Genomic DNA, 24,260 nt, shown 5'->3' on the forward strand with positions numbered 1-24,260 from the left:
TCTTTAGTATCGTATGAAGAAAAGGAGAAAAGGTGAAAAAAAAGCCTATCAACTGATAGGCTTGTACTCTTTAATAACACGTAATGTTTGTAATGTCATATCTTCAGGACCTTGTACAGGTAAACCTGCTTCTAAGTTTTTACGAATATACTCTAAGTTTTCTTGTGTAATAATTTCCCCCGGAGTAAAGATTGGAATCCCTGGCGGATAAACCATAACAAAATCAGCTATAATACGCCCCGCTGCATTTTCAAATGGAATGACTTCTGTTTCCGAATAAAAAGCATCTCGGGGAGAAAGTGCTAGCACTGGAATTTCTGGAATCTCTACTTGTACTTGAACACCTTTATCTGCCCTATTTCTAAATGTTGCTGCTAAATCTTGTAATGCTGCAATAAGTGTATTTGTATCACTTTCTGTATCTCCCAAAGTGATAAGACATAGTATGTTGTATAGATCTGAGAGTTCTACTTCAATGTTATATTGCTCTCTAAGCCATACTTCAGCTTGGTGGCCGGTAATACCTAAATCTTTTACAGATACAATTATCTTTGTAGGATCATAGTTAAAGGTAGCATCTGTACCTAACATTTCTTTTCCAGGACAGTAAAGATGCTCAATAGAATTTATAGCATCACGAACATGTTCAGCTAATTGTATTGTTTGTTCTATGAGTGCTGTTCCTTCTGTAGCAAGACGTTTTCTCGCAACATCAAGGGATGCTAACAAGATGTAAGAAGTTGATGTAGTCGTAAGCATGCTAATAATAGATTGGACATGTTTTACATTCACCAAGCCTTCTTTCACATTAAGAATAGAACTTTGAGTTAAAGAGCCTCCTAATTTGTGAACACTTGTTGCTGCCATATCTGCCCCAGCTTGCATCGCTGACATCGGCAATTCATCGTGAAAATGAATATGAACACCATGAGCCTCGTCAACTAGTACAGGGATGTCATAAGAATGTGCTAATTGTACAATCTGTTCTAAGTCTGCAGCAAACCCAAAGTACGTTGGGTTAATAACAAGTAAGCCCTTTGCATCTGAGTGCTCTTCAAGTGCTTTTTTGACAGATTGAATTGTGATTCCATGAGAAATACCGAGCTTCGGATCGATTTCAGGATGCATGAAAATTGGTTTTGCACCTGAGAAAATAATAGCTGACATTACTGATTTATGCACGTTTCGTGGTACTAGGATTTTGTCACCAGGACCGCAAACGCTCATCACCATTGTCATAATAGCGCCACTTGTACCTTGAATAGAAAAGAAAGTATGATCTGCACCGAATGCAGCGGCTGCTAAATCCTGTGCTTCTTTAATCATACCTTTTGGATGATGTAAATCATCGAGTGGCGCAATATTAATTAAATCAATTGCTAATGCATTATGCCCAATAAATTCGCGAAATGTAGGATCCATGCCCTGTCCTTTTTTATGACCAGGAATATGGAATTGAATTGGATTTCGCTTACTGTGCTCAACTAAAGCGGTAAACAATGGTGTTTCGTATTGGGACAATCTATACACCCCTTCTTCTTCATAATATTTAGTATAATTTGTTTTATATAATCCTGCTCTAAAAAAGTTTAGTCTTTTTTAGAATAAGGCTTGTTTTTCTGCCATTCAAAAAATCGTTTTTGAGATGGTAGCTTCACTTTATTTTCTATAAAACAAAAGCATTATATCACCAATAATTATAGATGTATAGAAAAAAATGTTTTTAAGGTGAGTATGTTTAATAGTTAGCCTCAACTAATGAATAGAGGAAGACAATTCCATTAAAATGAATAAATAGTGTATAATGCAGAGTGGCTATAATGAAGAATAAAATATTCTCTTTAAGATAGCATAATGAAACAAGAAGAAATGATAAATGAGGTGCGAAATGGAATATCAATATCCGTTAGATTATGATTGGTCAAATGAGGAAATGGTTACAATTGTTAAGTTTTATGAAGCGATTGAGAAAGCTTATGAAAAAGGGATTGTAAGAGAAGAATTAATGGGTTTATATCGTCGTTTTAAAGAGATTGTTCCATCGAAAGCAGAAGAAAAGAAAATTGATAAAGAATTTCAAGAAGTAAGTGGATACTCTATATATCGTGCTATTCAAAGGGCAAAAGAAGTCGAAGAACAAAAGCTTGTAAAAATGTAAAAAATATTTTGAAAAATAAAAACTGAAGTGATATAATGTGATAACAACTAAAAACGGACAATATAAATTGTCCGTTTTCTACTATCGATTACAAAGTGCATATAAAGGAAGGAGTGATTGCATCGTAGATTCAATCTTAGCAAGGAATTGTTCGTTGGTCATTGCTGAAAACTCCTCTGGTGATATATGAATACCAACTAATAATTCTGCTTTTTTTACAGTAGCTAGTCGTTCAATCATCTTTTGTAAGTCTTCGGTTTCAAGTGTTTTATGTAATTTCACACTTGGTTTAGTATGGTCAATGGACCAAACGAAGTCATTTGGAATATTTGTTTTTAAATCATTTAAATGTTCTAAGAAGGCATGAGCCGTCTCAACTTTTTGTGGACACTCATAGATTAAACCAAAGTATATGAAGGCATGAGTACCCCATAAGCCGATTTGGAAATGCGGTAGCATTTTATATCCTCGTTTATTTGTTGAAAAAGCAACCCAAGTATCGTTTGGTGGATTGACTTTGCGGCGTGCGTGTTTTGCAACATGATAAAAAAAGTTCTCATCAGTTTGTTTGGATAAGTATTCTGCAAATTGTTCCCCTAAAGCTTCTAGCTTAGGATGAATGTTCGTTTTAATTGCACTCATTCGTTCTTCGAGACCATCAACTGTAAAGACATCAAAATCAGTTGACTTGAATGTTTGTATTGTCATGATTGTTCCTCCAACTCCTATTTTGCTTTTATTTTAGCATAGCTTGTACTATTCATAAAAAAAACAGCACAAAAAAATTTAAATAAAAAAATATAATTTTGTTGCATAGATGATTTATCCAACATAGTATAGTATAAAACAAAAAATCAGAAAATTGAATTAATTCTAGTCCGAGGGCAGACGAATATTGGGAGGAGGCAAATAATATGAGACAGGTGATTAATGCGTTAAAGAGAACAGATGCTGAAAAGAGAATACCGGTGCTACGTTTGGAGCTAGATTATGAATTAGCAACTTTATATGATGCGATGATGGAAGATGATAAACAGAAAAAAGAAGAGTGTGTACAAAAGTTAGAAGTGTTAAGACTTGAAATGATTCGTTTAGAAGCGTAATAATAGTATATGTATAAAAAATTAGTTGGTGCGAACCTTATAAAGGGTTCGTTTTTTCTGTGAACAGTATAGATCGGAGTGTTTAAACATGCAAGAAGTATGGAAAGACATTGATGCACACGCCAAACGGTGGATTCGGGATGCAGGAGAGCATTTAATGGCATCAATGAAAAAAGCACTTATTATAGAAACAAAATCAAATGCAGCTGACTTAGTTACAAATATGGACCGAGAGATAGAACAGTTTTTAATTGGGAAAATTAAAGAAACATTCCCGAATCATAGTATTTTAGGAGAAGAGGGTTATGGAGACGAGATAACGTCTTCTGACGGGGTTGTTTGGTTAATTGATCCAATTGACGGCACGATGAACTTTGTTCATCAAAAAAGAAATTTTGCGATTTCAATTGGGATTTATGAGAACGGTATCGGAAAGATTGGACTTATATATGATCCAGTGCATGATGAACTATATCATGCAGTCAAGGGATCTGGAGCTTTTTGTAATGATATATCAATTCCTCCATTGAAAAAAGGAACTGTAGAGGAAGGTATTGTAGCTTTAAATGCGATATGGCTTACAGATAATCCATTGCTTAATATGGAAAGTATGATGGCACTTGTTAAGAAAGCAAGGGGCACAAGATCATATGGCTGTGCAGCGTTAGAGATGGTATACGTTGCAACAGGAAGAATAGATGCATATATAACGCCGAGATTATCACCATGGGATTTTGGCGGAGGACAGATAATTGTAGAAGAAGTTGGAGGTAAGGTGACGACATTCTCTGGAGCGCCACTTTCTATCATAGAGAAGAGCAGTGTGTTAGTTGCAAAACCAGGAGTGTATGAAGAAGTGTTATCGTTTATATGAGAGCAACAAAAAAAGTAAGAGGCTGTGTATAAGCTTCTTACTTTTTAGCGTTATTGTGATTTGCGCATTTTTCTTTTTGTTACAAAACCGTATCCAACTGTAACAAATGTGCCGATAATGCAAATAATAATACCGATTGGACTATTTTCAGCAATCATAATGCCGATACCGATTAAGAAAATAACACCGATAATTGCAGTTAATAAAAAGCGATATTGAATGTGTTCCATTTCTTCACCCTCCAATCTCATTTTACTTTCACAAAAGTAAGAATACAACTATATTTTCATTCTTGCTTTTATTTTAATTGCTATTGTATCCCCTTCGCTCTTATAATAGAGAAGGATTAAAAAGACATTAGGAGTTGGACATGTTGAAAAAACGACAAGATTTACGTAATATAGCAATTATTGCCCACGTTGACCATGGTAAAACAACACTTGTTGACCAGTTATTACGTCAAGCGGGGACTTTCCGTGCGAACGAACACGTTGAAGAACGCGCAATGGATTCAAATGATCTAGAAAGAGAACGCGGTATTACAATTTTAGCGAAAAATACAGCGATTCACTATGAAGATAAAAGAATTAACATTTTAGATACACCTGGTCACGCTGACTTCGGTGGAGAAGTAGAACGTATCATGAAAATGGTTGATGGTGTTTTACTTGTTGTTGATGCATATGAAGGTTGTATGCCACAAACACGATTTGTTTTAAAGAAAGCTCTTGAGCAAAACTTAACTCCAATCGTAGTTGTAAACAAAATTGACCGTGACTTCGCTCGTCCAGATGAAGTAGTTGATGAAGTAATCGACTTATTCATTGAGCTTGGTGCAAACGAAGATCAATTAGAGTTCCCAGTTGTATTTGCATCAGCAATGAACGGAACAGCAAGCTTAGATTCAAACCCAGCAAATCAAGAAGAGAATATGAAATCATTATTTGATACAATTATCGAACATATTCCAGCACCAATTGATAACAGCGAAGAGCCACTTCAATTCCAAGTAGCACTTCTTGATTACAACGACTACGTTGGACGTATTGGAGTTGGTCGCGTATTCCGCGGTACAATGAAGGTTGGACAACAAGTTGCTTTAATGAAAGTAGACGGAAGCGTGAAGCAATTCCGCGTAACGAAATTATTCGGTTACATGGGATTAAAACGACAAGAAATTGAAGAAGCAAAAGCAGGGGACTTAGTAGCCGTTTCTGGTATGGAAGACATTAACGTAGGTGAAACAGTATGTCCAGTTGAACATCAAGATGCGTTACCATTATTACGTATTGATGAGCCAACACTACAAATGACGTTCCTTGTAAATAATAGCCCATTTGCAGGTCGTGAAGGTAAATACATTACATCTCGTAAAATTGAAGAGCGTCTTCGTTCACAATTAGAAACAGATGTAAGTTTACGTGTAGATAATACAGATTCTCCTGATGCGTGGATCGTATCTGGACGTGGGGAACTACATTTATCTATCTTAATTGAAAACATGCGTCGTGAAGGTTATGAATTACAAGTATCTAAGCCAGAAGTAATCATTAAAGAAGTTGATGGCGTAAGATGTGAGCCTGTAGAGCGTGTACAAATCGATGTACCTGAAGAATACACTGGTTCTATTATGGAATCTATGGGTGCACGTAAAGGTGAAATGTTAGATATGGTGAATAACGGAAACGGTCAAGTTCGCCTTACTTTCATGGTTCCAGCACGTGGTTTAATTGGTTACACAACAGAATTCTTAACATTAACTCGTGGTTACGGTATTTTAAACCATACATTCGATTGCTACCAACCAGTACACGCTGGACAAGTTGGTGGACGTCGTCAAGGTGTTCTAGTTTCACTTGAAACAGGAAAAGCATCACAATACGGTATTATGCAAGTTGAAGACCGTGGTGTAATCTTCGTTGAACCAGGTACAGAAGTATATGCTGGTATGATTGTAGGAGAACACACTCGTGAGAACGACTTAACAGTTAACGTTGTGAAAATGAAACAACAAACTAACATTCGTTCTGCGACGAAAGATCAAACTTCAACAATGAAGAAACCACGCCTAATGACTTTAGAAGAATCATTAGAGTACTTAAACGATGACGAGTTCTGTGAAGTAACTCCAGAATCAATTCGTCTACGTAAAAAGATTCTTGATAAGAGTGAGCGCGAAAGAGCTGCTAAGAAAAAGAAATCTGTTGAAGCGTAAAAATAAAAAAACAACGACCTTTATAAAGGTCGTTGTTTTTTTATTTTGTTTATTTTTTAGAATATTTACTCATTTTTGTGGACAGTATTTTTTTTGCGAGTTACTCTTGTATTAAGTATATAAAGAAAATTGCATTTTACTGCTAGGGGGGAAGAGTGTGTTAGAAAGGATGTCTTTTTTTGCAAAATTGTGTAAGGTAGATGAAAATCCAGAGTTAGGAATGTGGTTACTTTATGGGACGATTATTATATTAAGTGGTCTCGTTTATAATTTAGGATTTGCTAGAAAGTTGTCTGTACTAAAAAATATTGTGATATACATATCATTAGCAATTGGATGTACAGTATTAACCTTTTTTGCTGTGTTTTTACCTGTTGGAGAAGGACTAGTTGTAGCGGCAATTGTACTTGGAATTTATAGATTGCGTTTGCGTCAAGCGAAACAACAAAAAGCAGGCTGAGGAAGGGGAGTTTTCATGCGTTCAGTACAAGATGCACTATATAATTGGTTAACAATTAAAACAGTTGCGGAAGCACGTCCAAATGATAGTGCTGCAAAAGAAACATATTTGTTATTTCAAAATATGATATATGAAGAACATAAATTAAGAAATGTGGAAGTCGAAAAGAACGAGGAAATGTATTTAATTACATATGAAATAAATGGAGAACGGAAATCTGCAAGGTTTCCGTTAGAAGCCATTGATTGTTTTTTGGATCAGATGAATCGTGAACCAGAAAAATATAAATAAGTCCTTATCTATATGAGTAAGGACTTATTTACATTTTACCAATCATCTTCGATTTTTTTATCACGATATAATCGGAAATTACCACTTGCATGACGTTCCATTGTACGCTCTGCAATTCGTTCCGAACATTCCATGCACATATATGTATGAATAGGGCGATTACGCAGTTTTTTTGCCATAGGATTTTCATCATCTAACATATCTTTTTTATCACAAATCATACATTTGACTCTCATTTCGTCACCTCAATACGAATTCTATCAGTATAAGTATATCATGGAAGTATAATGTTTTTGAATAATAGCGGGAAAAAATAATATTTTCGCAATTCAAAAAATAAGTTATGATAAGGATATACCAAGTATGTTTGGAGGTGAAAATATGGCGAATGTAGTAGAGCCTACCTTAACAGAGGATTTAGTACAAACGTTGCGTAAAGAGTGTATTGTTATGATAGCAACGACAGATTTCGAAAAACAAGTTCCTAACGTAAGTGCTATTTCTTGGGTGTATGCAGTGAGTAAAACTAGTATTCGATTTGCAGTAGATCAACGTTCACGTATTGTGGAAAATATACGTCATAATACAGGTGTGGTATTGACTATAATGGCGAATGAATCCGTATTTTCTATAAGTGGTGCAAGTGAAATTTTGACAGATAGAATGGAAGGTATTTCTCTAAAATTAACTGTAATAGAAGTAAATGTGCAAGAAGTGCGTGATGTTATGTTTTATGGAGCGAAACTTGCAATTGAACCAACATATGAAAAAACTTATGATCTTCGGGCAGCGAAAAAGCTGGATAATGAAGTGTTAGTAGGGATAAGAGAATTATAAAGGTGCTAAATAGGAAATTCGTTTATTCACTTTTGTAATCGGTTATTGTGATTTAACGTTAATAATTATAATAAAAAGTAATATATTGAATAGAAATGAATAAAGAATAAATAAAAGGTTTAATGACTATGATTTTCGATTCTACCTCGTTTACACGGTACATATAATTATAACAATGGTTCGTCCATATTTTATGGATGAAACCCTTGTTCTACAAATTTAAAAGTGGAGTCAGGGGGTAACAGGTTGGATAAAATTTATGTGTTAGATACGAATGTACTTTTGCAGGATCCTTTATCTATTTTTTCATTTGAAACCAATGAAGTAGTGATTCCAGCAGTTGTATTAGAAGAGGTTGATTCGAAAAAACGTTATATGGATGAAGTAGGACGAAACGCTCGTTATGTATCTAAGTTAATAGATAAATTTCGTGAAATAGGAAAGCTGCATGAAAGTATCCCGCTAGAAAACGGCGGAACATTTCGTATTGAATTGAACCATCGTTCATTTGTGCAACTACAAGATATTTTTGTAGAAAAAACAAATGATAATCGAATTTTAGCTGTAGCAAAAAATCTATCTTTAGAAGAACAGGAAAAAGAGGACGGGAAGTCTGTTATTTTAGTAAGTAAAGATGTACTCGTAAGGGTAAAAGCTGATGCAATTGGTTTGAAGGCTGAAGATTATTTAAGTGATCGCGTAATTGAAGTAGAAAATATATATTCTGGCTTTTTAGAAGGATATATATCAAAAGAACAATTGGATTATTTTTATGAGAAAGGTGAATTGCCTCTATCTGAAATTGCGAATCATCCTTTTTACCCAAATCAATTTGTAGTAATGAAAGATGCATTGGGAGGCTCTAGTTCTGCGCTTGGCATTGTGGATCACTTAGGTAAAAAGGTAAAGAAACTTATTTTTCACAATGAACAAGTGTGGGGGATACGACCACGAAACGTGCAGCAAATTATGGGATTAGAATTGTTGCTTCGTGAAGATATTCCGCTTGTAACGTTAACGGGGAAAGCCGGCACAGGAAAAACGTTACTTGCGTTAGCTTCGGGACTTATGCAAACAGAAGACTTAGGATTATATAAAAAATTACTTGTGGCAAGACCAATTGTTCCAGTCGGAAAAGATATCGGTTATTTACCAGGAGAAAAAGAAGAAAAGTTAAGACCATGGATGCAGCCAATTTTTGATAACCTAGAGTATTTATTTAATACGAAAAAGCCAGGAGAGTTAGATGCTATTTTAGCTGGAATGGGTTCGATTGAAGTAGAAGCCCTTACTTATATACGCGGGAGAAGTATTCCAGATCAGTTCATTATCATTGACGAAGCACAAAATTTAACAAAGCATGAAGTGAAAACAATATTAACTAGGGTAGGGGAAAAGAGTAAGATTGTATTGATGGGAGATCCTCAGCAAATTGATCACCCATATTTAGATGAATATAATAATGGCTTAACGTATGTTGTAGAGAAGTTTAAAGAACAGCGTATTAGTGGTCATGTGAAGTTTGTTAAAGGGGAGCGATCTAATTTAGCTCAACTAGCAGCAGATTTATTGTAAAAAGGAGTGAGCTTAAGCTCACTCCTTTTCTTTAAATAATTGTAAATTTACGGATGTTACGGATTGGATTTTGTCTATTAGATCCATCATTGTAATATAGATGAACAGGTCCATCCTCTTTTAATGGCTTCCCTTCTTTTGAAAAACCAAGAATAGCATTTTCGACAGTTTCTAATGGAAGTATTAATGTTTGTTCTACTGTTTCAATTTCAACTTGCGTAGCGTCCTCTAAAATTTCAGCGTTAGCAAGGAATGGATGAAGTGGTATACCAAATGTTCCAGTAATCAGCTGTTCTTTTTTATATTTCTTCACACTTTGCTGTATTGGGGGAAAAGCGGCACCATCACGGATTTCGCGATCCCAATGTTCTGAAGTGTTTTTTAAATAAGTTTCTAGTTCAGACGTGTTTTCTCTAGTTTCATCAAAGTAAGTTGTCAAATCTACTTTTCGATCATCAAAGATCCAAACAGTTGGATCAATAGTAATTGGAAAACGTACTTTTCCGTTAATAAATAAAATTTCGCTCATTGTTGTTCCCCCATTTGTGTTATACTCCCACTTTTCAGTATAATAGTATTAGACACTGTTGTCACAAAAAATGTTTCTATTGCAATTTATTAAAACTATCGCTAATATTAATAGATAGGATATAGGAGAGTAGGACGGAAACGGAGGGAATCAATTTGGCGTCTGAGACAGTAGCAAATCATCAGGAAAAGGCACTAGCCCTTCTACAAGCGGATGCAGAGAAGATTTTAAGACTTATTAAGGTGCAAATGGACCATCTTACAATGCCGCAATGTCCATTATATGAAGAAGTGTTAGACACACAAATGTTTGGACTATCCCGCGAGGTCGATTTTGCAGTTCGCCTTGGTCTTATTGCAGAAGAACAAGGGAAAGCAATGTTAGGTGAGCTCGAACGTGAGTTATCTGCACTTCATGAAGCGTTTACAAACAAACAACAATAACGGGTTCAAATAAGGGGGCTCAAACTAAATTAGTTTGAGCTTTTTATTTGTATAATAAAGCAGGAAGAATCAATGTACATATGGAATACAACAATAATTAAATTGAAACAGAAAGAGGAAATGAAATGAAAAAAGTATGGAAATCAATGGATTATTCATTATTACTTCCTCTTGTTATCTTATGTGTGCTGGGAGTAATAATGGTATATAGTTCTAGTTCCATTGTTGCGATTTCGAGGCATAACTGGCCGGCAAATTACTTTTTTAAAAAACAATTAATAACTTTAGCTATCGGAACGGTATTGTTAGTGATTGTAGCTTCGTTACCTTATAAGTTTTGGAGGAAACGAATAATTTTATCGGCGATGGGGCTAGGGAGTATTGCTTTACTAGCAGCAGCCTTGATTTTTGGTAAGGAAATAAATGGTGCAAAAGGTTGGATATTAGGTATACAGCCCGCTGAATTTGTTAAACTATCGATTATTATTATATTAGCTCGCTTTTTTGCAAGGAGACAAGAGACAAATACACCTGTTTTTAAAGGGTCGGGACTTACACTTGGTTTTGTTGGAATGGCAATGTTTTTAATTTTAAAGCAAAATGATTTAGGTACCGATTTGTTAATTGCAGCAACAGTAGGGATTATGTTTCTTTGTTCAGGAGTACGGATTAATTTATGGATTAAACGAATTGTTTTAACTTCTATAGTATGGATTCCAGCTCTATATTTTTTGGCTAATTATAAATTAAGTGGATACCAAAAGGCACGTTTTTCAGTTTTCCTTGATCCATTCAATGATCCTCAAAATGATGGATTCCAATTAGTAAATTCTTTTATTGGAATTGCTTCAGGAGGGCTTAATGGTAGAGGATTAGGAAATAGTGTGCAAAAATATGGATATTTACCAGAACCGCAAACAGATTTTATTATGGCTATTATATCTGAAGAATTAGGTTTTATTGGTGTAGCTATTATTTTAATTTGCTTGCTACTTATTATTATTCGTTCATTCAGGATTGCTCAAAAATGTAACGATCCTTTTGGAAGTTTAATTGCAATCGGAATTGCAAGTTTAATAGGAGTACAAACTTTTGTTAATGTTGGTGGTATGTCTGGATTAATACCGCTTACGGGAGTACCTTTACCGTTTATTAGTTATGGCGGGAGTTCCTTAATAGCTAATCTACTTGCAATGGGAATACTACTCAATATTGCTAGTCACGTGAAACGACAAGAGAAACAACAGAATGGTGTAATGAAAGAAAGAGAACAAAATGGACCACATCTTGTAGTTGTAAAATAAAAACACATTGTGCTTAGAGCATGATGTGTTTTTTATTTTTAAGTAGTTTTAAATGTGATGTATTAATATATCTTTCAGTTAAAAAATATATCACATTAAGTTTAATGTGATATACAATTAAGTTGTTAGAAAAGGAGGAGGTATGCTATACTATTTTTGTGAAACAAATTGTACAGAAAACTTATCATTTGTTAAAAAATAAGGTATGATGGATAAAAATAAAGTGAAGCTTTCTAAGTATAATATAATGTGGAAAGTGAAGAACTTCACGCTTTTTAAGGTGTGTATATATTTTATCTCTAGAGTGGTAGGAAAGTAGAGGGGGAAAATCATGACAAAGCTGCAACGTATTCAAAAAGTATTGGTAGCTAACCGTGGAGAGATTGCAATTCGTGTGTTTCGAGCTTGTTCGGAACTAGGATTAAAAACAGTTGCAATCTATTCTAAAGAGGATAGTGGTTCTTATCATCGCTATAAAGCCGATGAGTCCTATTTAGTTGGGGAAGGAAAAAAACCAATTGATGCTTATCTAGATATTGAAGGCATTATTGAGATTGCAAAAAGTAATCATGTAGATGCAATCCACCCTGGATATGGTTTCTTGTCAGAAAATATTCAATTCGCGAAACGTTGCGAAGAAGAAGGAATTATCTTTATCGGTCCAAAAAGTAAGCATTTAGATATGTTTGGAGATAAAGTGAAAGCAAGAACACAAGCGCAGCTAGCACAAATTCCAGTTATACCTGGTAGTGATGGTCCAGTAGATTCATTAGAAGAAGTCGAAAAATTTGCTGAAAAGTATGATTACCCGATTATTATTAAAGCGTCCCTTGGTGGTGGCGGTCGTGGTATGCGTATTGTGCGTACTAGTGAGGAATTAGGAGAATCATATAATCGAGCGAAATCAGAAGCGAAAGCAGCCTTTGGTAATGATGAAGTTTACGTCGAAAAATTCGTTGAAAAACCTAAACATATAGAAGTACAAATTTTAGCAGATGAAGAAGGTAATGTTGTTCATTTATACGAGCGTGACTGTTCTGTACAACGTCGTCATCAAAAAGTTGTAGAAATAGCACCGAGTGTATCACTTTCAGATGATTTGCGTCAGCGTATTTGTGATGCTGCTGTGAAGTTAACGAAAAATGTAAACTATTTAAATGCAGGAACAGTAGAATTCCTTGTAAAAGATGATGAGTTTTACTTTATTGAAGTAAATCCACGTGTTCAAGTAGAACATACGATTACAGAAATGATTACAGGAGTAGATATCGTTCAATCACAAATTTTAATAGCTGATGGACATTCATTACATAGCAAAATGGTAGGTGTGCCGAAGCAAGAGGAAGTAGTTGTGCATGGATTTGCAATTCAATCTCGTGTAACGACTGAAGATCCGCTAAATAATTTTATGCCGGATACAGGAAAAATTATGGCGTATCGATCAGGCGGTGGTTTTGGTGTGCGTCTTGATACAGGAAATAGCTTCCAAGGTGCAGTTATTACACCGTACTACGATTCTTTACTTGTAAAAGTTACAACTTGGGCACTTACTTTTGAGCAAGCTGCTGCAAAAATGGAACGTAACTTAAAAGAATTCCGTATTCGTGGTATTAAAACAAATATTCCATTCTTAGAGAATGTAGTAAAACATAAAAACTTCTTATCAGGGGAATATGATACGTCGTTTATTGACGCGTCACCGGAACTGTTCTTGTTCCCGAAACGTAAAGACCGTGGAACAAAAATGTTAAATTATATTGGCACAGTAACAGTAAATGGTTTCCCAGGAGTAGGGAAAAAAGAAAAACCAATATTCCCAGATGCTCGTATTCCATGTTTAAAACATTCAGAGCCAATTCAAAATGGAACGAAACAAATTTTGGACGAGCGTGGAGCAGACGGATTAGTAAAATGGGTACAGGATCAAAAACGTGTACTTTTAACGGATACAACATTCCGTGATGCACACCAGTCATTACTTGCAACTCGTATTCGTACAAAAGATTTACATCAAATTGCGGAGCCAACAGCGAGAATGTTACCGAACCTATTCTCAGCGGAAATGTGGGGCGGTGCAACGTTTGATGTTGCGTATCGTTTCTTAAAAGAAGATCCATGGGAACGATTACTAGATCTTCGTGAAAAAATGCCGAACGTGTTATTCCAAATGTTACTTCGTTCTTCAAACGCAGTTGGATACAAAAACTATCCAGATAATTTAATCCAAAAATTTGTGGAATGTTCTGCTCAAGCTGGCATTGATGTATTCCGTATTTTTGATAGCTTAAACTGGGTGGAAGGCATGAGAGTTGCAATTGATGCTGTACGAGACACTGGTAAAATTGCAGAAGCAACAATGTGCTACACAGGAGATATTCATGATCCACTGCGTAGTAAATATGATTTAAATTACTATAAAAATTTAGCAAAAGAGTTAGAAGCATCAGGAGCTCATATTTTAGGTATTAAAGATATGGCGGGCTTACTAAAACCAAATGCAGCATATGATTTAGTTTCTGCATTAAAAGAGACAGTGTCGATTCCAATTCATCTGCACACGCACGATACGAGTGGAAATGGTATATTAACGTATACCAAGGCAATTGAAGCAGGTGTTGATATCGTCGATGTAGCAGTGAGTTCTATGGCTGGTCAAACGTCACAACCAAGTGCGAACACGCTATACTATGCGTTAGGCGGAAACGAAAGACAACCAGATGTTAATATAGATTCTTTAGAAAAACTATCTCATTATTGGGAAGATGTACGCAAATACTATGCACCGTTTGAAAGTGGTATGAATGCGCCTCATACAGAGGTATATATGCATGAAATGCCGGGTGGGCAGTATAGTAATCTTCAGCAACAAGCGAAAGCGGTTGGTTTAGGAGATCGTTTCGATGAAGTGAAAGTAATGTACCGCCGTGTGAATGACATGTTTGGAGATATTGTAAAAGTAACGCCATCATCAAAAGTTGTTGGTGATATGGCATTATTTATGGTTCAAAACCATCTGACAGAACAGGATGTTTTAGAGCGTGGGCATGCGATGGACTTCCCAGGGTCTGTTGTTGAAATGTTCTCGGGTGATTTAGGTCAACCGTACGGTGGTTTCCCGAAAGAATTACAAAAGATTATTTTAAAAGGAAAAGAGCCATTAACAGTAAGACCAGGTGAATTACTAGAGCCAGTAGACTTTGAAGCGTTAAAAGAAGAATTATTCCATAAAATTGGACGCGAAGTAACGATTTTTGATGTAGTTGCATATGCTTTATATCCAAAAGTATTTATGGACTATGAAAAAGTTGCTGAACTTTATGGAAATGTATCTGTACTTGATACACCGACGTTCTTCTATGGTATGAGACTAGGTGAAGAAATTGATGTAGAAATTGAACAGGGTAAGACATTGATGGTTAAACTTGTATCAATTGGAGAACCACAGCCGGATGGACACCGTGTTCTTTACTTGGAATTTAACGGTCAACCACGTGAAATTATCGTGAAAGACGAGAGTGTAAAAGCAACAGTTGCACAACGTGTGAAAGGAAATCGTGAGAATCCAAATCATATTAGTGCAACGATGCCAGGAACGGTAATTAAAGTAGTTGTAAAAGAAGGCGATGAAGTGAAAAAAGGCGATTCTATGGCAATTACAGAAGCGATGAAAATGGAAACGACAGTTCAAGCGCCGTTTAATGGTAAAGTGAAAAAAGTATATGTTAACGATGGTGATGCAATTCAAACAGGTGATTTACTTATTGAATTAGATCACTAAAATAAGAAAAGAGCTGTGTAAATACAGCTCTTTTCTTATTGCAAAAAATCCCTTGCCGAATTGGCAAGGGATTTTAGTTTTAAATTATTTTGTTTGTTTAGAAGTTGATTCGGCTTCTTTTGCATTCACTTTACTTCTTGTTCCTAACATAACTAAATAGCATAGTACGGCAAACAAGCAAGAAATGAATAGAGAATGTAACAATGCCATTGCTAAACTAGCGTTTGTAAATACAACTAAAACTCCTACTACAGCTTGAAGTGTAACAAGGATAAATGAAATGATCCATCCCCAATATACTACAGGTTGCTGTTTGTAATGGCGGATAGCGAGAATCATCGCGTATAGTATCCAAGCGAAAATTAACATCGCTGCAACTCTATGGCCCATTTGAACCCATTCATGTAGTTGAGTTGGCATAGGTCTGTTTTTGCTACATAAAGGAAAGTCTGGACAGGCTAAGCTAGCTCGTTCGTGACGTACTAAAGCGCCTGTGTAGACGACGATATAACTGTAAATTGTTACACCATAAATATGAAATTTCATTTTTTTGTCCATAATAAGTGAACGTGCATCAAATTTTTGGTCAATTTCAAAGATAAGACACGTTAATAAAATGACAGAAGCAAATGAAATTAAGGAAATACCGAAATGGATAGCAAGTACAGCTGGCATTTGTCCCCAAACAACTGCTGCTGCTCCCATTAATGCTTGTGCAACTAAAAATACGAAGGATAAAATTGCTAACGTTTTTGTTTCACGCACATGTTTATAATATTTCCAGGACAAAATACAAAGGAGTGTGACAAGAATTCCAGCTGATCCGGATGTTAATCGGTGGCTAAGTTCAATAATAGTTTCCATTGATAAATTAGATGGAACAAATTCACCGTTACAAAGTGGCCATGATTTACCACAACCTTGACCAGAACCTGTTTTTGTAACTAAAGCGCCTCCTAATAAAACTATTAATAAATCAAGGCTTGTAATGACTGCTAACCATTTAATAAAGCGTTGCAATCTCTTTCACCATCTTTCTGCTATGAAGTTATTGCGAAATATTTTCATTCCATTATGTATAGAATAAAACGCGCTAGTTCCTATGATATATAAAAAATAATAAAATAGCAAAGAAATGGAGGGGGAAGGAAAGGGAGAGAAAATAGGTGTAAAAACAGGGTTCACAAGGAAAAAATTGGTTGGAAAATAGGCTATTTTGAAAAGAAATGGGGAGAATACGTGTTAAATAGGACAAAATAGTTTATTATAGAAGGTAACATCATGTTATGATAAGGACAAGTCAGAATGAAGTTTTTTATATTCGACACAAAAAGTTCATGTTTTCTTCACAAAATGTTCGGGAAATATGATTTAATATATTGGAGTATGGGCGTAGATTAGTAGTAGAATGGGTTAACAATGTTTCTACTGTAATAATATTGCTATATAGAAGCGAATTATTTCATTTGAAATAGGCGCAAAAAGAAAGATGAAAGTTTTAAGAGGGGGTTAGAGTGATGAACCATGCAACAAGTGAGCTGCATGATGAGTCCGCTGTTACAAGTGTACCGGAAACAACTCGGTTACAAGATTTATCAGCACTCGTTAAAATGGGGATTGTAAACTCAAATACACTTACTGTATTTACAGGATTTTGGTTGGCATTACACTTTAATGGATTAAGTGTGATGGACAATCTGGATAAGCTATTTTTTACAATCGTTGGTTCAGGATTAATTATGGCGGGGGTATGTTGTTTAAATAACTACATCGATAGAGACATCGATCCGTTAATGGAAAGAACAAAGACACGTCCAACGGTTACTGGAAAGTATAAACCAGGATTTGCACTTACATTTGGACTAGTTATATTACTTCTTGGATTTGTATTCTTATTATTAACAACACCAATGGCAGTTTTAATGGGATTTATTGGTGCTTTCACATATGTTGTCCTATATACTTTATGGACAAAGAGAAAGTATACACTAAATACTGTTGTAGGTAGTATATCTGGAGCAGTTCCACCTTTAATTGGATGGGCAGCAATCGATCCATCTTTAGGTCATCCAATTGCTTGGATGTTATTTTTAATTATGTTTATTTGGCAAATCCCACATTTCCTTGCATTAGCGATGAAACGTGTTGATGAATATCGAAATGCAGGAATTCCAATGCTTCCTGTAGTTCATGGATTTGAAATTACGAAACGCCAAATTATGATTTGGACAGTATGTTTATTACCACTACCATTTTATATGAGTGGACTAGGGATAACATTTATGGTAATTGCAACACTGCTTAACATCGGATGGATCGTTTTAGGATTTTATGGCTTCCGTAAGAAAGATGACATCAAATGGTCCGTGCAAATGTTTGTTTATTCCCTAAATTATTTAACAATCTTATTTGTATCAATGATTGTAGTTACATTCTTCTAAGACAACGACATAATTGGATTTCTTTACGTTGAGATTTACTTTACTTAACTATAAAGTACAATCTAATTCACAAGGAAAGTGGGGGTTGTTTGTATGAAGAAACAGTGGCGACTGCTTTCGTTCGTTTCACTGCTGGCTTTACTGTTAGGGGGATGCGGTAAAGCCTTTCAATCTACTTTAATTCCGCAAGGAGAAGTAGCAAAAATGCAATATGATTTACTTCTACTGGCGAGTGCAATCATGGTAGGAGTAGTGCTAGTAGTTACTATTATTTTCTTGTATGTAATTGTGCGTTTCCGCCAAAAGAAAGGCCAGGAAGATCATATTCCAGAGCAAGTTGAAGGGAATCACAAGCTAGAAATTATATGGACAGTTATTCCGATTATTCTTTTACTAATCTTAGCTGTTCCAACGGTTACATATACATTCAAACTTGCTGATGTAAGTGCGATGGAGAAAAAGAATATTGATAAAGATACTATCGTTGTTGATGTAACAGCGAATCTTTATTGGTGGGAATTTTCTTACAAATCAGAAAAGATAGTAACTTCGCAAGATTTGGTCATCCCCACAGGTAAGAAAGTGTATTTAAATTTGAAGGGTGCCGATATTAAACACTCATTTTGGGTTCCATCTTTAGCAGGGAAAATGGATACAAATACAGACAATGTGAACAAAATGTGGTTAAAGGCAGATAAATCGGGCACTTATAATGGTTTTTGTACCGAATTTTGCGGTCCATCACATTCTTTAATGCAATTTAAAGTGAAAGCTTTAGATGAAAGCGAGTACAAAAAATGGCTTGCTGATATGAAGAAGATTGATGGGAAGAAAGAAGTAGCTTCAACAAAGGCGCAAGAGGGCCAAGAAATATTTAATAAAAGCTGTATTGGTTGTCACGCAGTTGGATCTAATGATAGTAGACCACCTTCCGCTCGTATCGCACCAAACTTAGCAAACTTTGCGGATCGCGATATGGTTGCCGGTATTGCCGAAAACAATGAAGAAAACTTAAAAAAATGGCTGAAAGATCCTGAAAATATGAAGCCAGGAAACAAAATGACTGGCAAATATGGCAACTTAACGGATGATCAAATTGATGCATTAAATGCATACTTACAAACGTTAAAAGTTGAAAAGTAAAGAGGGATTATTCGCGAAGGGGAGGTTGAAAACGTGAGTTCTGTAGCAAAAAAACAGGGGATGGGTGCTGTCATATGGGATTATTTAACGACAGTAGACCATAAAAAGATTGCCATTCTCTATTTAATTGCAGGTGGATTGTTTTTTGTAATAGGCGGAATAGAAGCTCTATTTATTCGCCTTCAATTAGCGATTCCTAACAACGCTTTTCTTGTTGGGGATGCTTATAATCAAGTATTAACGATGCACGGTACAACAATGATTTTCCTCGCAGCTATGCCACTCGTGTTTGCATTTATGAACGCCGCTGTACCACTTCAAATTGGTGCACGTGATGTTGCGTTCCCGTTTTTGAATTCACTTGGATTTTGGTTATTTTTCTTTGGTGGAGTATTTTTAAATTTAAGTTGGTTTTTAGGTGGAGCACCTGATGCAGGATGGACATCTTATGCATCTTTAGCTTTAGCCTCTAAAGGTCATGGGGTTGATTTCTATGTACTTGGCTTGCAAATTTCAGGTATTGGTACATTAATTGGAGGTATCAACTTCCTTGTAACCATTATTAATATGCGTGCGCCAGGGATGACGTATATGCGTATGCCGATGTTTACATGGACGACATTTGTAACATCTTCGCTTATATTATTTGCTTTTCCGCCGTTAACTGTAGGATTAGGACTTTTAATGTTAGATCGCTTATTTGGAACAAGTTTCTTTAATCCAGCGCTGGGCGGGAATACAATTATATGGGAGCATTTATTCTGGATTTTTGGTCATCCAGAGGTATACATTCTTATACTTCCAGCTTTCGGAATATTCTCGGAAATCTTCGCGACATTTTCGAAAAAACGATTATTCGGTTATTCGTCGATGGTGTTTGCGACAGTATTAATTGGATTTTTAGGATTTATGGTATGGGCTCACCATATGTTTACAGTTGGGCTTGGTCCAGTTGCAAATGCTATTTTCTCAGTTGCAACAATGGCGATTGCAGTTCCGACCGGTATTAAAATATTCAACTGGCTCTTTACAATGTGGGGCGGAAGTATTCGCTTCACGACACCAATGATGTGGGCAGTAGCTTTCATTCCATCATTCGTAATGGGTGGAGTTACAGGGGTTATGCTAGCATCTGCACCAGCTGATTATCAATTTCATGATAACTATTTCGTAGTAGCGCATTTTCATTATGTAATCGTTGGCGGTGTTGTATTTGGTTTACTTGCAGGAGCTCATTATTATTGGCCACTGATGTTTAATAAAGTATTAAATGAAACATTAGGAAAGATAACGTTTTGGCTATTCTTTATCGGCTTCCATTTAACGTTCTTTATTCAGCATTTCCTTGGCTTGATTGGTATGCCGCGTCGTTACTACACATATCTTGAAGGGCAAGGGTTGGAAATGGGGAATATGATTAGTTCTATCGGAGCGGTATTTATGGCTCTTGGAACGATTGTTCTTTTATTCAATGTAATTAAAACGACAGTATCAAAAGAAAAAGCTGGTCGTGATCCGTGGGATGCACGTACATTAGAATGGACAATGCCGGCACCGACACCAGAATATAACTTTAAACAATTACCATTTGTTCGCGGATTAGATCCGTTTTGGATTGAAAAACGTGAAGGTAATAAAGAGATGACAGCAGCGGAACCAGTTGGTGATATTCATATGCCAAATCCTTCGTTTTCACCATTTGTCATTTCTTTCGGATTGTTTATAGCGGCATTTGGTGCGATGTATATGCAGGGCGGAAAAGATAAGTTTTGGTTATTAGTAGCAATTATTGGTTTAATCATTACATTTGGCGCAATGTTCCTACGTTCAGTAATCGATGATCATGGATATCATATTCATAAAGAAGATTTAGATGATAAGGGGGGCAAGGCATAATGCATGTAGATGAAAAATTAACGAATGAAACATTTCCAGCAGAGCCTGAAAAAGCAACCCTTGAAGGGAAAAATAAGTTTGTCGGTTTTTGGTTATTTCTTGGAGGCGAAACAGTGTTGTTCGCTTCCTTATTTGGCACATATTTAGCGTTAAAGAATTCTACAAATGGTGGACCAACATCTCAAGAGATGTTCCAAATGCCACTCGTTTTTATTATGACGATGCTTTTATTAACGAGTAGCTTAACGAGTGTATATGCGATGTATCACATGAAAAACTTTAACTTTAAGAAAATGCAACTTTGGTTACTAGTAACTGTATTGCTAGGTTTAGGGTTTTTAGGGTTTGAGATATATGAGTTTTATCATTATACACATGAATTTAAGCATACTATGAGAAGTAGTGCCTTTGGCTCTGCGTTTTATGCTCTTGTTGGTACACATGGACTCCACGTATTGTTTGGGTTATGTTGGATTTTAACATTAATCTTTAGAAATGCGAAGAGAGGTCTAAATTTATACAATGCACCGAAGTTTTATGTTGCATCGATTTATTGGCACTTTATTGACGTAGTTTGGGTGTTTATTTTCACTGTAGTATATTTAATGGGAATGGTGGGATAAACAATGGCGATAAAGCAAACGAATAATCCTAAAGTTGATCTTGTTTATCGGAAGAGAAAAAGTGCGGAGGAAATGAGGCATCAAGTTATTACGTTTGCATTAATGATTTTTTTAACATTAGTTGCATTTGTAGCGGTGGCGTATCCAAAAACTTTTAGTCCGACTTTCTCTGTACCGTTTATTTTACTATTAGCAGTGGTACAAGTAATTTTTCAATTGTATTATTTTATGCATATGAGTCATAAAGGACATGAAGCAGCAAGTTTCTTTCTTTACTCTGGTCTGCTAATAGGGTTAATTACAATTTTAGCTTTTATGACAATCGTGTGGATTTGAAAAGTGAAAAATAAGGGAGCTTGTGTTGTCACAGCTCCCTCTTCATATTATGAGATAACCTTACGAAGGTCGGTGTGAAAATGAGTAACTTGTGGATATTTGGTTTTCAGGCTTTATGGAGTCCAATCTTTTTATTATTTATGCTTTCGATTCTTATTGGGTACTTCTTAATTATTGGGCCATATAGAATGCGATTTGAAAATGCGACGAAGGTAAGTAAGAAGCAAATTTTTTATTTTACGACTGGTATTGTTCTTTTGTATTTTGTAAAGGGAGGGCCTATTGATTTAATTGGCCATATTATATTTAGTGCTCATATGTTTGAAATGGCAGTCATGTATATTGCGGTTCCACCGTTACTGTTGCTTGGTATACCAATTTGGTTATATCGTTATATTACTTCTTTTAAGTTCGTTCAAGTTATATTAAAGGCATTTGCTAAACCACTTATTGCGTTGTTTGTATTTAACGGCCTGTTTTCTTTTTATCATTTACCAGTTGTTTTTGATACAGTAAAACAAAGTCAAATAGCTCATCCTATTTGTCTCGCTATATTGTTTTTTACAGCAATCATGATGTGGTGGCCGATGTTAAATCCATTACCAGAATATCAAACATTAAGTGATATAAAGAAACTTGGTTATATGTTTGCTAACGGCATATTATTAACGCCTGCTTGTGCGTTAATCATTTTTGCAACAGCCCCTCTATTTGCAACGTATACGGATCCGGCTGCTTGGATGAAAGCGATGGAACTATGTGTACCAGCGGGTACTTTATCTGATTTAAATATAACGGGACCAGAATTTCTGCACTGGATGCCAGTCGTACAAGACCAGCAAACTGGTGGTATCATAATGAAAATTGTCCAGGAAATAGTGTACGGTACAATTATAGGTTATGTATTCTTTAGATGGGCACGTAGAGAACGTGAAAAGGATAAGGAGCAGTTGCAACAATTGCCGCCATATTTACAGACTAAGTAAAAAAGTGTATGGGATTCCATACGCTTTTTTACTTAGTCACTTTAAAAAGATTGAATTTTCTAACTATTAATGTTAAGTTAGTGTAGGCGCGTACTAAAAGTGGATATAAAATTTACTACTAGTTTTCATGCGTAATAATTCCATGTGTAGTGCAAGTTTTTTAGAGAGTTACAAATATATATTGTTATATTTAATAAATACGAACTATTTTAAGGGGGAGTTTAAATGGGTAGTAGTGGAAGTATGGTAAAGCCGATTAGTGTTTTTTTGACAGCACTAATTCAATATCCAGTACCAGTAGTAGAGTCACGTGCAGACATTGATAAACAAATTCAACAAATCATAAAAACAATTCATTCGACCAAATCAGGTTACCCTGGATTAGAATTGATAGTATTTCCTGAATATAGTACACAAGGGCTAAATACAAAAAAATGGACTACAGAAGAATTTTTATGTACAGTGCCTGGGCCGGAAACAGACTTATTTGCTGAGGCATGTAAAGAATCTAAAGTATATGGTGTTTTTTCAATAATGGAGAAAAATCCTGATGGTGGAGAGCCATATAATACCGCAGTTATTATTGATCCACAAGGTGAGATGATTTTGAAGTATCGTAAGCTAAATCCTTGGGTGCCAGTCGAGCCTTGGAAAGCTGGAGATTTAGGCTTACCTGTTTGTGATGGACCTGGAGGAAGTAAATTAGCTGTTTGTATTTGTCATGATGGTATGTTCCCTGAAGTAGCTCGTGAAGCGGCCTATAAAGGTGCAAATGTCTTAATTCGTATTTCTGGATATAGTACACAAGTTAGTGAACAATGGATGCTAACCAATCGTTCAAATGCATGGCAGAATTTAATGTATACATTGTCGGTAAACTTAGCGGGTTATGATGGTGTATTTTATTACTTTGGTGAAGGACAAGTATGTAATTTTGATGGGACTACTTTAGTACAGGGACATCGAAATCCTTGGGAGATTGTTACTGCTGAAGTATATCCAGAACTAGCAGATCAAGCTAGATTAGGATGGGGATTGGAAAATAATATATATAATCTAGGTTCAAGAGGATATGTAGCAACTCCTGGTGGGGTGAAAGAAAATCCATATACGTTTGTAAAAGATTTAGCTGAAGGTAAATATAAGGTTCCTTGGGAAGAGGAGATTAAAGTAAAAGATGGATCTATTTATGGATATCCAGTAAAAAAAACGATTCATTCTTAGGGAAGGGAAATAAAACAAGCGCATCATATTGATGCGCTTATTTT

At 35.6% G+C, this 24,260-nt stretch carries 24 protein-coding genes; 18 read left to right on the forward strand and 6 right to left on the reverse strand.

Annotated features, from left to right (window positions below):
- Positions 1-48 precede the first annotated feature (48 nt).
- A complete protein-coding gene (gene speA, locus ACTFRH_RS16755; protein WP_000084899.1) occupies positions 49-1,521 on the reverse strand; it encodes an arginine decarboxylase in 1,473 nt (490 codons plus the stop codon).
- Between the two features lie 367 nt (positions 1,522-1,888).
- Here speA and ACTFRH_RS16760 point away from each other — a divergent pair, with 367 nt between their 5' ends.
- On the forward strand, positions 1,889-2,158 hold the full coding sequence (locus tag ACTFRH_RS16760; protein ID WP_000456557.1) for a UPF0223 family protein: 270 nt from the start codon (positions 1,889-1,891) through the stop codon (positions 2,156-2,158).
- Between the two features lie 81 nt (positions 2,159-2,239).
- Here the strand turns inward: ACTFRH_RS16760 and ACTFRH_RS16765 are convergent, their stop codons facing one another.
- Complete coding sequence (locus ACTFRH_RS16765; protein ID WP_000155317.1) at positions 2,240-2,866, reverse strand: YktB family protein; 627 nt, start codon at positions 2,864-2,866, stop codon at positions 2,240-2,242.
- A gap of 206 nt (positions 2,867-3,072) precedes the next feature.
- On the opposite strand from ACTFRH_RS16765, the gene ACTFRH_RS16770 reads away from it, so the two are divergent.
- Positions 3,073-3,261, forward strand: a complete 189-nt coding sequence (locus ACTFRH_RS16770; RefSeq protein ID WP_001250164.1) for a hypothetical protein — start codon at positions 3,073-3,075, stop codon at positions 3,259-3,261.
- 88 nt (positions 3,262-3,349) lie between these two features.
- Positions 3,350-4,135, forward strand: a complete 786-nt coding sequence (locus ACTFRH_RS16775; RefSeq protein WP_001158708.1) for an inositol monophosphatase family protein — start codon at positions 3,350-3,352, stop codon at positions 4,133-4,135.
- Positions 4,136-4,185: 50 nt separating this feature from the next.
- On the opposite strand, the gene ACTFRH_RS16780 is transcribed toward ACTFRH_RS16775, so the two are convergent.
- Positions 4,186-4,365 (reverse strand): DUF5325 family protein, encoded by a 180-nt coding sequence (locus tag ACTFRH_RS16780; RefSeq protein WP_000400127.1) that lies wholly within the window; start codon positions 4,363-4,365, stop codon positions 4,186-4,188.
- 140 nt (positions 4,366-4,505) lie between these two features.
- On the opposite strand from ACTFRH_RS16780, the gene typA reads away from it, so the two are divergent.
- The 3 genes from typA (at position 4,506) to ACTFRH_RS16795 (ending at position 7,101) form a co-directional block, all read left to right on the forward strand.
- On the forward strand, positions 4,506-6,350 hold the full coding sequence (gene typA / locus ACTFRH_RS16785) for a translational GTPase TypA (protein WP_000914762.1): 1,845 nt from the start codon (positions 4,506-4,508) through the stop codon (positions 6,348-6,350).
- 157 nt (positions 6,351-6,507) lie between these two features.
- Positions 6,508-6,810 (forward strand): YlaH-like family protein, encoded by a 303-nt coding sequence (locus ACTFRH_RS16790; RefSeq protein ID WP_000893665.1) that lies wholly within the window; start codon positions 6,508-6,510, stop codon positions 6,808-6,810.
- A 15-nt stretch (positions 6,811-6,825) separates the two neighbouring features.
- Positions 6,826-7,101 carry a hypothetical protein gene (locus ACTFRH_RS16795; RefSeq protein ID WP_001258154.1) on the forward strand — a complete coding sequence of 92 codons (276 nt, stop codon included), beginning with the start codon at positions 6,826-6,828 and terminating at the stop codon, positions 7,099-7,101.
- 35 nt (positions 7,102-7,136) lie between these two features.
- On the opposite strand, the gene ACTFRH_RS16800 is transcribed toward ACTFRH_RS16795, so the two are convergent.
- Positions 7,137-7,337: a YlaI family protein gene (locus ACTFRH_RS16800; RefSeq protein ID WP_002082250.1), complete on the reverse strand. Its 201-nt coding sequence runs from the start codon at positions 7,335-7,337 to the stop codon at positions 7,137-7,139.
- Positions 7,338-7,482: 145 nt separating this feature from the next.
- On the opposite strand from ACTFRH_RS16800, the gene ACTFRH_RS16805 reads away from it, so the two are divergent.
- Both ACTFRH_RS16805 and ACTFRH_RS16810 read left to right on the forward strand, forming a co-directional pair.
- On the forward strand, positions 7,483-7,938 hold the full coding sequence (locus ACTFRH_RS16805) for a pyridoxamine 5'-phosphate oxidase family protein (RefSeq protein WP_000024598.1): 456 nt from the start codon (positions 7,483-7,485) through the stop codon (positions 7,936-7,938).
- A gap of 246 nt (positions 7,939-8,184) precedes the next feature.
- On the forward strand, positions 8,185-9,513 hold the full coding sequence (locus ACTFRH_RS16810; protein WP_000358083.1) for a PhoH family protein: 1,329 nt from the start codon (positions 8,185-8,187) through the stop codon (positions 9,511-9,513).
- A gap of 31 nt (positions 9,514-9,544) precedes the next feature.
- Here ACTFRH_RS16810 and ACTFRH_RS16815 read toward each other — a convergent pair whose 3' ends face one another.
- Positions 9,545-10,042 (reverse strand): hypothetical protein, encoded by a 498-nt coding sequence (locus tag ACTFRH_RS16815; RefSeq protein WP_001289812.1) that lies wholly within the window; start codon positions 10,040-10,042, stop codon positions 9,545-9,547.
- 155 nt (positions 10,043-10,197) lie between these two features.
- On the opposite strand from ACTFRH_RS16815, the gene ACTFRH_RS16820 reads away from it, so the two are divergent.
- The 3 genes from ACTFRH_RS16820 (at position 10,198) to pyc (ending at position 15,567) form a co-directional block, all read left to right on the forward strand.
- Positions 10,198-10,485 (forward strand): YlaN family protein, encoded by a 288-nt coding sequence (locus ACTFRH_RS16820; RefSeq protein WP_000135694.1) that lies wholly within the window; start codon positions 10,198-10,200, stop codon positions 10,483-10,485.
- A gap of 125 nt (positions 10,486-10,610) precedes the next feature.
- Positions 10,611-11,789, forward strand: a complete 1,179-nt coding sequence (locus tag ACTFRH_RS16825; protein ID WP_000758409.1) for an FtsW/RodA/SpoVE family cell cycle protein — start codon at positions 10,611-10,613, stop codon at positions 11,787-11,789.
- A 331-nt stretch (positions 11,790-12,120) separates the two neighbouring features.
- Positions 12,121-15,567, forward strand: a complete 3,447-nt coding sequence (pyc, locus tag ACTFRH_RS16830; protein ID WP_000164057.1) for a pyruvate carboxylase — start codon at positions 12,121-12,123, stop codon at positions 15,565-15,567.
- An 84-nt stretch (positions 15,568-15,651) separates the two neighbouring features.
- Here pyc and ctaA read toward each other — a convergent pair whose 3' ends face one another.
- Positions 15,652-16,587 carry a heme A synthase gene (gene ctaA / locus ACTFRH_RS16835; protein WP_001188744.1) on the reverse strand — a complete coding sequence of 312 codons (936 nt, stop codon included), beginning with the start codon at positions 16,585-16,587 and terminating at the stop codon, positions 15,652-15,654.
- Between the two features lie 497 nt (positions 16,588-17,084).
- On the opposite strand from ctaA, the gene ctaB reads away from it, so the two are divergent.
- From ctaB to ACTFRH_RS16870, 7 genes are all read left to right on the forward strand, one after another.
- On the forward strand, positions 17,085-18,008 hold the full coding sequence (gene ctaB / locus ACTFRH_RS16840; protein ID WP_001015061.1) for a protoheme IX farnesyltransferase: 924 nt from the start codon (positions 17,085-17,087) through the stop codon (positions 18,006-18,008).
- 93 nt (positions 18,009-18,101) lie between these two features.
- Positions 18,102-19,151 carry a cytochrome c oxidase subunit II gene (gene coxB, locus ACTFRH_RS16845; protein WP_000745265.1) on the forward strand — a complete coding sequence of 350 codons (1,050 nt, stop codon included), beginning with the start codon at positions 18,102-18,104 and terminating at the stop codon, positions 19,149-19,151.
- Between the two features lie 60 nt (positions 19,152-19,211).
- Positions 19,212-21,047, forward strand: a complete 1,836-nt coding sequence (gene ctaD / locus ACTFRH_RS16850; RefSeq protein WP_153577875.1) for a cytochrome c oxidase subunit I — start codon at positions 19,212-19,214, stop codon at positions 21,045-21,047.
- Positions 21,047-21,670, forward strand: a complete 624-nt coding sequence (ctaE, locus tag ACTFRH_RS16855; RefSeq protein WP_000557861.1) for a cytochrome c oxidase subunit III — start codon at positions 21,047-21,049, stop codon at positions 21,668-21,670. The genes ctaD and ctaE overlap by 1 nt, the downstream gene beginning before the upstream one ends.
- 3 nt (positions 21,671-21,673) lie before the next feature.
- Positions 21,674-22,006, forward strand: coding sequence for a cytochrome c oxidase subunit IVB (gene ctaF, locus ACTFRH_RS16860; RefSeq protein WP_000985708.1), 333 nt, complete (start codon positions 21,674-21,676; stop codon positions 22,004-22,006).
- Between the two features lie 80 nt (positions 22,007-22,086).
- Positions 22,087-22,992, forward strand: a complete 906-nt coding sequence (gene ctaG, locus ACTFRH_RS16865) for a cytochrome c oxidase assembly factor CtaG (protein WP_000069029.1) — start codon at positions 22,087-22,089, stop codon at positions 22,990-22,992.
- A 225-nt stretch (positions 22,993-23,217) separates the two neighbouring features.
- A complete protein-coding gene (locus tag ACTFRH_RS16870; RefSeq protein WP_000535814.1) occupies positions 23,218-24,216 on the forward strand; it encodes a formamidase in 999 nt (332 codons plus the stop codon).
- Positions 24,217-24,260 lie beyond the last annotated feature (44 nt).

The organism is Bacillus cereus group sp. MYBK216-1, assembly GCF_051916495.1.
Classification (GTDB): domain Bacteria; phylum Bacillota; class Bacilli; order Bacillales; family Bacillaceae_G; genus Bacillus_A; species Bacillus_A thuringiensis_K.

Bases quoted from the DNA above. Each gene is read 5' to 3' on its own strand.
- ACTFRH_RS16760 (WP_000456557.1), top strand. From the start codon at position 1,889: ATGGAATATCAATATCCGTTAGATTATGATTGGTCAAATGAGGAAATG.
- ACTFRH_RS16765 (WP_000155317.1), bottom strand. From the start codon at position 2,866: ATGACAATACAAACATTCAAGTCAACTGATTTTGATGTCTTTACAGTT.
- ACTFRH_RS16770 (WP_001250164.1), top strand. From the start codon at position 3,073: ATGAGACAGGTGATTAATGCGTTAAAGAGAACAGATGCTGAAAAGAGA.
- ACTFRH_RS16775 (WP_001158708.1), top strand. From the start codon at position 3,350: ATGCAAGAAGTATGGAAAGACATTGATGCACACGCCAAACGGTGGATT.
- ACTFRH_RS16780 (WP_000400127.1), bottom strand. From the start codon at position 4,365: ATGGAACACATTCAATATCGCTTTTTATTAACTGCAATTATCGGTGTT.
- typA (WP_000914762.1), top strand. From the start codon at position 4,506: ATGTTGAAAAAACGACAAGATTTACGTAATATAGCAATTATTGCCCAC.
- ACTFRH_RS16795 (WP_001258154.1), top strand. From the start codon at position 6,826: ATGCGTTCAGTACAAGATGCACTATATAATTGGTTAACAATTAAAACA.
- ACTFRH_RS16800 (WP_002082250.1), bottom strand. From the start codon at position 7,337: ATGAGAGTCAAATGTATGATTTGTGATAAAAAAGATATGTTAGATGAT.
- ACTFRH_RS16805 (WP_000024598.1), top strand. From the start codon at position 7,483: ATGGCGAATGTAGTAGAGCCTACCTTAACAGAGGATTTAGTACAAACG.
- ACTFRH_RS16815 (WP_001289812.1), bottom strand. From the start codon at position 10,042: ATGAGCGAAATTTTATTTATTAACGGAAAAGTACGTTTTCCAATTACT.
- ACTFRH_RS16825 (WP_000758409.1), top strand. From the start codon at position 10,611: ATGAAAAAAGTATGGAAATCAATGGATTATTCATTATTACTTCCTCTT.
- pyc (WP_000164057.1), top strand. From the start codon at position 12,121: ATGACAAAGCTGCAACGTATTCAAAAAGTATTGGTAGCTAACCGTGGA.
- ctaB (WP_001015061.1), top strand. From the start codon at position 17,085: ATGAACCATGCAACAAGTGAGCTGCATGATGAGTCCGCTGTTACAAGT.
- coxB (WP_000745265.1), top strand. From the start codon at position 18,102: ATGAAGAAACAGTGGCGACTGCTTTCGTTCGTTTCACTGCTGGCTTTA.
- ctaD (WP_153577875.1), top strand. From the start codon at position 19,212: ATGGGTGCTGTCATATGGGATTATTTAACGACAGTAGACCATAAAAAG.
- ctaE (WP_000557861.1), top strand. From the start codon at position 21,047: ATGCATGTAGATGAAAAATTAACGAATGAAACATTTCCAGCAGAGCCT.
- ctaF (WP_000985708.1), top strand. From the start codon at position 21,674: ATGGCGATAAAGCAAACGAATAATCCTAAAGTTGATCTTGTTTATCGG.
- ctaG (WP_000069029.1), top strand. From the start codon at position 22,087: ATGAGTAACTTGTGGATATTTGGTTTTCAGGCTTTATGGAGTCCAATC.
- ACTFRH_RS16870 (WP_000535814.1), top strand. From the start codon at position 23,218: ATGGGTAGTAGTGGAAGTATGGTAAAGCCGATTAGTGTTTTTTTGACA.